The organism is Acinetobacter sp. GN11 (assembly GCF_054823985.1).
This window is the reverse complement of the sequence record NZ_JRVL01000046.1, coordinates 1-12,141: the sequence shown is the minus strand read 5'-3', so window position 1 is coordinate 12,141 and position 12,141 is coordinate 1. Positions and strand designations below refer to the sequence as shown.

Annotated in this window: 9 protein-coding genes; 2 read left to right on the top strand and 7 right to left on the bottom strand. The window is 40.0% G+C overall.

Features of this window, described 5'->3' with window-relative positions:
- Positions 1-221 precede the first annotated feature (221 nt).
- Together NL42_RS05900 and NL42_RS05895 are read left to right on the top strand one after the other, a co-directional pair.
- Positions 222-929 (top strand): YoaK family protein, encoded by a 708-nt coding sequence (locus NL42_RS05900; RefSeq protein WP_005303224.1) that lies wholly within the window; start codon positions 222-224, stop codon positions 927-929.
- 149 nt (positions 930-1,078) lie between these two features.
- Positions 1,079-2,992: a lipase family alpha/beta hydrolase gene (locus tag NL42_RS05895; protein ID WP_461312087.1), complete on the top strand. Its 1,914-nt coding sequence runs from the start codon at positions 1,079-1,081 to the stop codon at positions 2,990-2,992.
- A 55-nt stretch (positions 2,993-3,047) separates the two neighbouring features.
- Here NL42_RS05895 and NL42_RS05890 read toward each other — a convergent pair whose 3' ends face one another.
- The 7 genes from NL42_RS05890 to betI form a co-directional block, all read right to left on the bottom strand.
- Entirely contained in the window at positions 3,048-4,382 is a 1,335-nt protein-coding gene (locus NL42_RS05890; RefSeq protein ID WP_461312086.1) for a basic amino acid/polyamine antiporter, read from the bottom strand.
- A gap of 5 nt (positions 4,383-4,387) precedes the next feature.
- The gene (locus tag NL42_RS05885; protein ID WP_461312085.1) at positions 4,388-5,266 is read right to left on the bottom strand and encodes a homocysteine S-methyltransferase family protein; all 879 of its coding nucleotides are present in this window, start codon (positions 5,264-5,266) and stop codon (positions 4,388-4,390) included.
- Between the two features lie 216 nt (positions 5,267-5,482).
- A complete protein-coding gene (locus NL42_RS05880; RefSeq protein ID WP_461312084.1) occupies positions 5,483-5,953 on the bottom strand; it encodes a hypothetical protein in 471 nt (156 codons plus the stop codon).
- A gap of 91 nt (positions 5,954-6,044) precedes the next feature.
- Positions 6,045-7,685 (bottom strand): malate dehydrogenase (quinone), encoded by a 1,641-nt coding sequence (gene mqo, locus NL42_RS05875; protein ID WP_461312083.1) that lies wholly within the window; start codon positions 7,683-7,685, stop codon positions 6,045-6,047.
- Positions 7,686-8,194: 509 nt separating this feature from the next.
- The gene (gene betA, locus NL42_RS05870; protein ID WP_461312082.1) at positions 8,195-9,853 is read right to left on the bottom strand and encodes a choline dehydrogenase; all 1,659 of its coding nucleotides are present in this window, start codon (positions 9,851-9,853) and stop codon (positions 8,195-8,197) included.
- 95 nt (positions 9,854-9,948) lie between these two features.
- Positions 9,949-11,421 (bottom strand): betaine-aldehyde dehydrogenase, encoded by a 1,473-nt coding sequence (gene betB, locus NL42_RS05865; protein ID WP_461312081.1) that lies wholly within the window; start codon positions 11,419-11,421, stop codon positions 9,949-9,951.
- The gene (betI, locus tag NL42_RS05860) at positions 11,414-12,037 is read right to left on the bottom strand and encodes a transcriptional regulator BetI (protein ID WP_461312080.1); all 624 of its coding nucleotides are present in this window, start codon (positions 12,035-12,037) and stop codon (positions 11,414-11,416) included. The genes betB and betI overlap by 8 nt, the downstream gene beginning before the upstream one ends.
- Positions 12,038-12,141 lie beyond the last annotated feature (104 nt).

Here is a 12,141-nt window from a genome sequence, read left to right as displayed (position 1 = left end):
AACAGTTTTGGAGGTCAAATTGATTTGAAACTGATAACCATTTATTGTATTAAAAATAAACAATTTTGATTGTTGCCATTTTAAAGACAGTGTTACGCCATTATGCACTCTATTTTTTTACATCGTTTTTTGCTTTCATAAACACTTTAGTATTATTCATTTTTAAATCATTTATATACAACTTACTTGTTTTAAAACTCTAATTTAACAGGATATTTTATATGGCAGATACCCCAATTCAAAAAGAAACAGAAAGTACCTGGGCGATATGTCGAGATCCTGTTTTACTGACCATGGTGGGTGGGGCGATTGATACTATTGGTTTTATTGCGTTGTTTGGTTTTTTTACCGCTCATGTTACGGGAAACTTAGTGTTGGCAGGCGCTGCATGGGTTAAAGGCGGCGCCGGTATATGGATTAAGCTCGCCGCTATTCCGCTATTTATTTTGACAGTTGTGATCACGAAACTGTTAATTGACCGTAGTCAGATCAAGCACAAAACACTCTCTTATTTATTTTTATTTGAAGCTATTTTTCTATGTGCCTTCATGGTTGCAGGACTTTACTTCGAGCCATTTAAAAATCCGGACGCGCTAACAGTTGCAGTAACAGGTGGGCTGGGTTTAATTGCTTTAGCTATTCGTAATACTTCAAGCAAAACCCTCATTAAAAATATTAGTCCAAGTACTATGATGACAGGTAACACTACCCAGCTTGGTATTGATATTGCCAACTTGCTTAAAAACAATAATGCAGCCAATCGGGCAAGTTTTCTAAAAAGTGCCAGTATTGTGATTGGGTTTGTAATTGGTGCTTTCTTGGGAGCGATACTCTATGTCTATTTTGACTTCTGGAGTGTAGCGCCATTTATCTTACCCATTTTGTATTTTTCTTATTTAGCTTCACAGCAAAAGTTTAACCAAGCTTGATTAGAAAAAATAATAAATTAGCCTGAATTAAAATGAGTTCAGGCTTTTTTTCGCAATAAAGGAAAATGGAAGCTGAGCCGAAATTGTTCGTTCACTGCTTTACAGGCATAATGACCAGATGGGGAATACATTCGATTAAGGAAGGCACAATGACAAAGTCTTACCATTATTCAATCATAACAATAATGGCTTTGCTCAGTGGCTGTCAGGTCATTAATTTAAAAGAAAGTAATTTAAGTAATGCTTTAAAAAGTAAGAATGAAAGTATTTTGACCGACGGCACCTTAAGCCATCAAACCCAAAACTTGCTGTATTTAGTTAAAAAAAATGAAAAATCTTGTCTGCAAAATTTTGATGATTGTTTAAATAAAATTCAAAGCTTGTCTGAAAATAGCAGTCGAGAAGAACGCTATGCTGCGCTCAGTGAAATTTATTTGGCAAAAGCTTTAGACGTCGGACGTAGTAGCCAGTGTAATGTCATTAATAAAAGTAATAGTTGCCTTGAGCAAGAGTTGGCACTGTTTGATAAAAGCTTGCGCTATAGTTATGTCTATTTATTTGATTCTGAAGAGTCACCGTTTGATCGGGTATTTGACCATCGCCAAAATCAGGTGCGTATTTTTTATAATGTTGCCTTGTCGAAGCTTATGACCACGTATTTTAATCATTTAAATACGCATCGTTTTCCACCACTGCTGAAAGCAGATGGACATGAGTACCACGTCAATTTTGACCATGCCGTAGATGTACAAAGGATTGAGGTCGATACCTTTCGCTCCAGCTATAACATGAACTTTTCTGGTTTTAATACCGTTAACCGTAAGGATGGCTTAGGGGCAGAGTTTATTGTCGGGCGTAAAGAAAATGATGTAAATCATGGCTTCATTTTAGACCCCGATGCTTTTTATGCTCATCAAACCAATCCTAATATTCATTTACCACGCTTCTTTCCCGTTACAGCCATTGCTTACCCTAAACAAAAGGCCACAGCCGATCAGGTGATTGCAGGGGCAGAGTTAGAAATTGCGATGTTTGATCCATATCGACAAGATCGTGTAAAAGTTGAAGGTGTGGACTATCCACTCACAGCAAACTATTCGGCGCCTTATGGGCTTTGGCTATCGAAATATAATTTAGGTGCAGCGGGCTATTGGTCTTTAATTAATAAAGAAACCAATTTGATCATGCCGCATTTATATATGCTGGAACCCTTTAACCCGAATAAAAAAATCATTGTATTTGTTCATGGCTTGGCAAGTAGCCCAGAGGCGTGGGTGAGCCTAACCAATGACATTATGGGCGATGCCGAATTAAGGAATAACTATCAAGTCTGGCAGGTGTTTTATTCAACCAATATGCCGATTTTTGAAAGCCGTTTTCAGATTTACTCTTTGCTGAATCAAGCTTTTCAAAATGTTGCTAAAGATAGCTACGCTGCACAGGATGCAGTGTTGGTCGGACATAGTATGGGCGGAGTGATTAGCCGCCTATTGGTAAGTGATGCCGATGTTTCAGAGCAAGCCATGCAAAAAATGAATGAAGCCCAGCTAAACCGTTTAAAAGAAAATCCTGTGGTGCTAGAGCGTTTTCAATTTAAAGCTTTACCTTATTTTAAGCGGGTTGTTTTTGTTTCGGCACCGCATCATGGCACTGACTACGCTGACCGATGGTTTACCCAAATTGCACGCCGTGTTATTCGTTTGCCAGCTGATTTCTTTATTGCGGTCGAAATGAGAGATGAGAAAAATACAAAACTCAGAAAAGGTTTAATTGAAAACGGAGCGAGTAATTTAAGTCGTTCTTCCAATTTTATGCAGCTCACACAAGCTATTCAGCCATCGCCACAAGTGGTCTATCATTCGATTATGGGCAATATTGATGGAACGACTGATAAGTTAAAAAGCAGCGATGGGATTGTGCCTTATCAAAGTTCACATTTAGGTGGTGAACAGTCGGAAGTGATTATTAAAGGTGGGCATTCAATTCAAACTACACCAGAAGCGATTTTAGAATTACGCCGTATTTTAAGATTGCACTTGAAGCAGTCACAGCCTTCAAAATAGAATTTTTTGTTTTTAGAAAACCACTGCTGAAATGACTCAACAGTGGTTGAAATGATTAATTAAGCTGATTTTGTTTGAGCGATTTTTTATGCTCAAAATAGCTGATTGAAAAAATAATCAAGCCGACCAAATACAACACTACAGACAGAAGTAATAAATCTAAACCTGCTGCATAGAGCAACCAAAGTGCATAAATGGAAGCAATACTTGCAATGGCAATATGTGGTGTGCGTTTGTGGCGAATCGATTCTTTAAGATAAAAAGCCGACACCAGAAAATAAGGCAGCAAAATCATGACCGATGAAATTAATAAAAGTTGGGTGTAGTTTTTATTGAAAAAATACACCGCAATCAAAGCACCTTGTACGACAATGGTGGTTAGCCAAAGTGATGAAATGGGTACATTATTTTGATTATTCTTTAAAAATAATTTCGGGAATGCACCATTTTTTGCAGCCAAATATGGAATTTCAGTGGCGAATAATGTCCAGCTTAAATAAGACGAAGAAACTGAAATAATAAGCCCGATAGTAATAACGATTGTGCCCGGTAAACCGATCAGTTGCTGCAAGATGGTTGCCATTGATGGGTTGTGCATGCCAGCAAGGGCCTCACGACTCACCACACCATAGGCCAATACGGTGACCATGACATAAAAACTTAACGCCAGTAACACACCTAAAATGGTCGCTTTACCAATGTCATAGCGGTTTTTTGCACGCGATGATAAAACCACAGCACCTTCAATACCGGTAAATACCCAAAGGGTAATGAGCATCAGGTCTTTCACTTGCTGCCAAAGTGTCACTTTTAAAGAGAAGTCATTTAAGTTGAGTTTGAACAAATCAAACTTAAAAGCAATGAAAGTAAAGAAGATGAAGACTACCATTGGAATGATTTTGGCAATGGTTGCCAGTAAATTCACAACAGCCGCTTCTTTAATGCCTCGACTCACTAACCAGTGCACCAGCCATACAAAAATGCTTGAGCCAATGAGAGAGTAGAGCGTATTACCTTCACCAAAAATAATATGGTCTTTGCTATCGGTAAACATGCCGACGCCTGAAAAGGCAATCACGACATAACCGACAATACCAATGGTGGTACACAACCAATAGCCCCAAGCGGAGCAAAACCCAATCAGGTCACCAAAACCTTCACGCGCATAGTTATAAATACCACCGTCTAGATCTGGTCGTTGGCGAGTTAAATGTAATAGCGTGAGTGCCAAGAAAATAATGCCGACTCCGGTAATGAGCCATGCAACAAGAAGGGCAGAACCGTTGGCAACCTGAGCCATATTTTGGGGGAGGCTAAATACGCCTGACCCCACCATAGAACTAAAGACTAGCGCTGTAAGAGACAACAATCCAATTTTGGCAGCAGACATGGTATTTATTCTTTAAAAAATTGAGAGAGTTCAGCAATGTGTTCTGGACCAATACCACAGCAACCGCCTACTAAACTTGCACCTGCTTGCTGCCACTGCTTGGCAAAACCAAGATAAGCAGGAGCATCAAGGTCTTTACGAACTTCATCAAGTCCATCGTTGGCAGTTGCGCTGCTATCTTGAGGCGGGAAAGCATTGGCATAGGCACCAATTTGTACAGACTCTGGAATAAGTCCTTTAATTTCATTAATTGCTTGCAAGATTACTTCAGGCTGGCAGCAGTTAAACAAAACCGCTTTTGCATTTGACTGTTTTATAAAATCAGCCACTTGTTGCATGTTTTCGCCTGAGCGGAGTAAGGCTTGTTCTTGTTTAATTTCGTCTTGCAGGGTAAACGATACCCAATAGTCCTTACCATCTTTTGGTAATAACGCATGCACTGTTTCGACTTCTTTTAAGCACGATTGAGTTTCTGCTAACCAAAAATCAACCTCTGGTGCCAATGTGTTAATGATTGGCTCGGCAAGGTTTTTAGCCTGTTCAGGTTGGAACAAGTCTGCACGGTAAGAACCAAATAAAGGTGGTAAGCAGCCTGCGATTTTGACATTTTTGCCGCTTTCTTTAACTGCATTTCTTGCTTGTTCGATGGCAACTTGAATTAAACGCACGCCGTCAGTTTCAAAGCGTTCTTGTCCAATGTGAAAAGGCACAACAGCATAGTTGTTAGTGGTAATAACTTCTGAACCCGCGTTAATAAAATCGAGATGTACTTCTTTTACTGTTTCAGGTGCTTCAATCAGTGCAAGTGCAGACCATTCAGGTTGACGAAACGGAGCACCACGACGAGCCAATTCACGGCCTAAACCGCCATCTAAAATTTTCATAAATTACGACATAAAGGGAGAAAAAATATTTGTGTAATCTAGCGTGTAGATGAGTCGTGTTCAATCGCTAATATGCTCGATATATTTCTAAATAAATTAGATTGTTATGAATATTTTTTCTTAAAAGGATTTCTGTAGATGATGTTCAGTTTTACTGATGAACTTCATGTGAAAAAGGAGGCTTATTTATATACAGCTATAGACTAAAAAATAAGCTTAAAGTGCGCCATATTGTTGCCAACTTTCCCCAGTGTGCTGAGTTTTATAATACGCTTTAAGTTGCTCAAGCTGCATAAAATGTATGCCTGACCAAATCAATAAACTGATTAATATTAAAGTTTTATATAGGTTGTGAGCTTTCTTGAGATGAGTAAACGCCAGCAGAACAAAAAACAGAGCAGATAAAAATATCAAGAACTGAACAGGGGAGAAAAATAAATGAGCAGTACTGAAATATAAGGCGGCTGCGCTCATCAGCAGATTTAAAACAGAAAACAGTTTTTGATATTTGCCGAGCTTAAATGCATAAGCATTGATGGCAAGTAATAGGGCTGAACTTACATAAATCGCTGTACCACCAATCATCCACATATAAAAACCGCTTAACAAAAGATAAGCCAGTAGCAAAACAAGCACGAGCTTAAAACAAAATGAAAAGAGGCGAGGTAATGATTTTGAAGGCGTCATAGGTAATCTAAATATCTCAACTGAGGTCTTAAAAAACAAAAGGACGAATCGAAATTCATCCTTTTGGAATTTTACTTATACATCATCAAACTTAGTTTGCTTTTGCAACAGGGGCAGCAGCAGTTTCATCATTTGCAGCTTTGAACGGAGATGTATAGTTCAAGCCAAGTGTAGAGCTTGTGTACTGACGAACTTTGTCGAGTAATACAGGGTCTTTGCTTAGGTCTTGTTTATAAGAAACAACAATTTCATGAAGCTTCTGATTCCATTTACCTTCAGTTTGCTCAGGGAACGCTTTTTCAAGCAAGTTAAGCATGATGTATGGAGAAGTCGAAGCACCCGGAGACGCACCTAACAATGCAGTTACAGCACCATCTTTAGACGCAAAGATTTCTGTACCGAATTGAAGCGTTGCTGGTTTACCCGGTTCTTTTTTGATGATCTGAACACGTTGACCACCTTGGCTTAAACGCCAGTCTTCAGCTTTCGCATCTGGGTAGTACTTACGAAGTTCATTTAGACGGTCTTTGTCTGACATCATCACTTGGCTAACCAAGTATTTAACAAGATCAAGGTTTTCCAAGCCAACCGTGGTCATTGGTAAAACGTTGTTTTTGTTGGTTGATGCAAGTAAATCAAGCTGAGAACCATTTTTCAGGAACTTGTTTGAATACGTTGCAAATGGACCAAACAATACATATTTTTTACCGTCGATATAACGTGTATCAATATGTGGCACAGACATTGGAGGCGCGCCAAGTTCAGCACGGCCATAAACTTTTGCTGTGTGTTCTGCAGTAATTTTTGGGTTGTCAGTAATTAAGAACTCACCACCGACAGGGAAGCCTGCATATTGTTTCGCTTCTGGTAAACCAGTAAGTTGCAATAATTTAACTGCTGCACCACCTGCACCGATAAATACAAAGCGTGTTTTAACGTGATCTACTTTACCAGTTTTCAAATTTTTGAAAGACACAGTCCAAGTTTTGTCATCATTTTGGCTGATGCCAGTCACTTCGGTTGAAGTCTGTAATTTGAAATTAGGGTTTTGGTCTAAACGATTCACTAATTGTTTAGTGATAGAACCATAGTTTACGTCAGAGCCGACATCCATACGGGTCGCTGCAACTTTTTGACTAGGGTCACGATCATTCATTACTAAAGGTGCCCATTGTTTAATAACAGCTGGGTCTTCAGTAAATTTCATGCCTTTGAACAACGGGCTTTGAATCATTGCAGCATAACGTTTTTCTAAGAATTGAACGTTATCGCCCCAAACGAAAGCAATGTGCGGAACAGGATTAATGAATGATTTAGGTTCAGCTAAAACGCCTTGTTTTACCTGATATGACCAAAACTGTTTAGCAACTTCAAATTGAGAAGCAACTTTTTCAGCTTTGACAATTTCCATCTTACCGTTTTTTTCTTCGGTATAGTTCATTTCCATAAAGCCAGAGTGGCCTGTTCCGGCATTGTTAAAGCCGTTTGAACTTTCTTGAGCAACTTGGTCAAGACGTTCATACATACGAATTTGCCAGTTTGGTTCAAGCTCAGTGAAATAAGTACCGAGAGTGGCACTCATGATGCCGCCGCCAACAAGAACAGCATCAACAACTGGCTCATCTTTTGCAGTTTGAACTTGTTTTGACGCAGTTGGTCTAAACAAGAAAACAATACCTGCAATTAAAATAAGAATGATTAATACCAGAAGGTATTTCAAAAACTTTTTCATGTAAGGGGGACCTTAAAATAAGTTATTTGAGTCACTTAAGGTGTGAGGAAACCTAGACAGCGTATCCAGACAAAAAGGATATAAATGCGAAAGTAAATTCTCAAAATTAGAGAACTTCGGAAAAAATAAAATTACTTGGGATTATCGCAAACACTCTATATTTTAGACTAATTTTGCATTGACAAGACAATTTTTATAATAAATGGGGTTCATCAAAATCATAAATATGATTTATATTTAATCAAAGCAAGCTTTAATAAGTTAATTTTCAATAATTATTTTCATTTAAATATTTGAAATGTAGGTAATAAATTTAACATGGTTAAATTTAAATCATTTGAAGAGTATATGTATATAAACATAGATGGTTTTTTGTTTTATGCCATATATATGTAAAACAGCTTCTTTGAGTAGCTTATTTTCTGTCATACATGGTTCTTATTAATGTTTGGATTATAAAGATTAAATTAAGGGTATATTTCTGCATAAGAAATATACCCTTTAAGATTTTATGATGCTACGTAAAATGGAGCAGTTGAACGTGGTAGTGCTTCACGCCCACGAATCTGGTCTGCAATTTTCTCGGCAATCATAATGGTGGTTGCATTTAAGTTACCGGTAATAATCAGCGGCATAATTGAGGCATCAACTACGCGTAAACCATTCATACCATGTACGCGACCTTGTCCGTCTACGACAGCCATTTCGTCTTCGCCCATCTTACAGCTACAAGATGGATGGTAAGCTGTTTCTGCGTGGTTACGAACAAAGTCATCAAGCTCTGCATCAGTTTGCAAATGTTTGCCCGGACTAATTTCTTCACCGCGATATGGATCAAGTGCAGGTTGCTGCATGATTTCTCGGGTAATACGAATTGCATCACGGAACTCACGCCAGTCTTGCTCACTCGACATGTAGTTAAACAAGATGCTTGGATGCTCAAACGGATCTTTTGATTTAAGTCTAATACGACCACGTGAAGGGGAGCGCATTGAACCTACATGAGCTTGGAAACCATGTTCTTTCACTGCATTACTACCGTTGTAGTTAATGGCAACTGGCAAGAAATGGTACTGAATGTTTGGCCATTTGAACTCGTCTGAACTACGGATAAATCCACCTGCTTCAAACTGGTTACTTGCACCAATACCCGTACCGTTAAATAGCCACTCGGCACCAATCGCAGGTTGGTTATACCATTTCAAGGCAGGATATAAAGAAACGGGTTGCTTACATTTATACTGTAAGTACATTTCCAAATGGTCTTGCAGGTTTTCACCTACACCCGGTAAATCATGAACGACATCAATGTCCATTGATTTTAAGAAATTGCTTTCGCCAACACCCGAGCGCTGTAAAATTTGTGGTGAAGCAATTGCACCTGCACACAGTAAGACTTCACGTTTAGCCAGAGCACGTTGCAAGTTGTTTTGATCAGCGCCAATAATGTATTCAACACCAATCGCTTGTTTTTGATTAAACAAAATTTTATTGGTCGTAGCGTGAGTCAAAATAGTCAGGTTTGGACGACCTTTTGCCATATCCAAATAACCACGTGCGGTACTTGAACGGCGACCTTTTGGGGTAACCGTACGATCCATTGGGCCAAAGCCTTCTTGCTGGTAACCATTTAAGTCGTCAGTACGTGGATAACCAGCTTGTACACCAGCTTCGACCATGGCATGGAACAACACATTGTTGCCATTTTTAGGGGTAGCAACGGACACAGGGCCATTGCCGCCATGGTAGTCATTTTCACCGATATCACGCGTTTCGGCTTTTTTGTAGTAAGGCAAACAGTCGGCATAAGACCAGTTTTCAAGGCCTTTATGAGTTGCCCATTGCTCTAGATCCATTGCGTTACCACGGATATAGCACATGCCATTAATTAAAGATGAACCACCTAAACCTTTACCACGACCACATTCCATACGACGGTTATTCATGTGTGGTTCAGGGTCGGTTAAATAAGCCCAGTTATAGCGACGACCTTGAAGAGGATAGGCCAAAGCTGCCGGCATTTGTGTACGGAAGTCTAAGCGATAATCTGGACCACCTGCTTCTAAGAGTAAAACGGTAGTATCTTTGTCTTCAGTCAGACGGGCAGCAAGTACATTTCCGGCAGATCCTGCGCCAATAATAATGTAATCATATTCTTTAATATTCATAACTATCCTTTTTTTACTAACAGTTTGCCTGAGCAATCTATAAAGACTGCTCGGCATATGTGATTTAGGTTGAAGTGTTTAGAACGATTGAGGCATTAAAAAATGCTTTGATAATCGCCAAGTTCAACTTGAATAGATTTGATACGGGTATAGTGCCCAAGTGTGGTTAAGCCATTTTCGCGGCCCACGCCAGATTGTTTGTAGCCACCGACTGGCATCTCGGCAGGCGATTCACCCCAAGTGTTAATCCAGCAAATACCAGCTTCAATCTGGTGAATAATGCGATGAGCGCGGCTAATGTCTTGAGTAACAACGCCAGCAGCTAAACCAAAGGTCGTGTCGTTAGCACGGCGGATGACTTCTTCTTCGGTTTCATAGCTTAAAATGCTCATGACAGGTCCAAAAATTTCTTCTTGAACAATGGCCATTTGGTCAGTGCAGTCGCTAAATACAGTTGGTAATACATAAGCGCCGTTAGCAAGTTCGCCTTCTGTAGCACGACCACCACCAATTAACACTTTAGCGCCTTGTTGTTTGCCTGACTCAATGAAAGACAACACTTTTTCCATGTGAGGGAAGCTGGTAAGTGGACCGAAGTTGGTGTCTTCAGCCATTGGGTCGCCAATGCGAATACGTTTTACACGTTCTACAACCGCTTTTTCAAAGTCGGCTAGAAGTGATTTTGGAACAAATACACGCGTACCGTTGGTACATACTTGACCTGAACTAAAGAAGTTCGCCATGACTGCAATATCTGCAGCACGGTTAAGGTCGGCATCTTCACAAATAATTAGTGGAGATTTACCACCAAGTTCCATGGTCACTTCTTTAAGTGTAGAGCCAGCAGCACTTGCCATGACTTTTTTGCCAGTTTCAACGCCACCTGTAAATGAGATTTTCTCAATTACTGGATGTTCAGTGAGCCACTGACCAATTTCACGACCTGGCCCTTGAACTACGTTGAATACGCCGTCTGGTAAGCCAGCTTCCGTATAGATTTCTGCAAGTTTGAATGCAGTAAGAGGGGTGGTTTCACTAGGTTTGAAAATCATGGCATTGCCGGCAGCAAGGGCAGGGGCAGATTTCCATAAAGCGATTTGAATTGGATAGTTCCAGGCACCAATACCTGCAACCACGCCTAAAGGTTCACGGCGTGTATAAAAGAAACTTGATTCGCGAAGCGGAACTTGTTCACCCTGAATGGCAGTTGCAAGTCCTGCATAGTATTCGAGTACATCTGCACCAGTCACAATGTCGACTGTAGATGTTTCGCTGTAGGCTTTACCAGTGTCTAGTGTTTCAAGACGGGCAAGTTCATCATTACGGTCACGTAAAATGTCGACTGCGCGACGTAAAATACGAGAGCGTTCCATGGCAGTCATGGCAGCCCAGATTTTTTGTCCTTGTTGTGCGCTTTGTACAGCAGCTTCAATATCTTGCTCAGATGCTTGCTGAAGAGTTGCGATCGTCTCGCCGTTGGCAGGGTTAATACTATTAAATGTTTTACCACTGGTTGCTTTAACGTAGCGTCCATGGATATACAGTTGTTGAACTTGTACATCACTCATTTTGTCTCTCCTGCAAAGGCTTGTTCGCAAATTGAACTTGCGTTTGTACATAATCGTAAGCAATGGAACGAGCAAGGTTGCTGTCAAATTCGTTATGACGGCTTAAACTGCCTCGTAACCATAATCCATCAATCAATGCTGCCAACCCTCTAGCGGCAACAGTGGCCTGTTGTCCATCCATTAACTTGAGAAAATAAAACTTCAAGTTGGAGTACAGGCGTTGATCATTAATCTTTTGCAAGCGGCTTAAGTCTGGTACATGCATACTCGCTGACCAAAAGTCTAACCAGACCCGCATTGCTTTTTCATTAACCTGACTAATGTCAAAGTTAGAGTCGATAATCGCCTTAATCTGGCTCTCTGGATGCGAATCTGCTTCTGCTCTGTACTGTTCAGTTTTATGACGCAGAACATTCAGCATTTCTTGCATACAGGTATTGATCAACCCTTGTTTATCGCCAAAATAATGGCTGACAATGCCGGTCGACAGCTCGGCTTTTTTTGCAATTTGTGCAATGGTGGTATTGGATAACCCCACTTCATAAATTACGTCGAGTGCGGCATTCATAATTTCTTCACGTCGCACGTGCTCTGGTTTTACTCTGCGTTTTGTCATGTTTTTCCACATCAGCACTTTTAGTGGTGCTTTAAATTCAGCATGTTAACTTGCAGAGCATCATAGCACTTTTTTATCATACTTGTTATTGATTGAACGTTCAA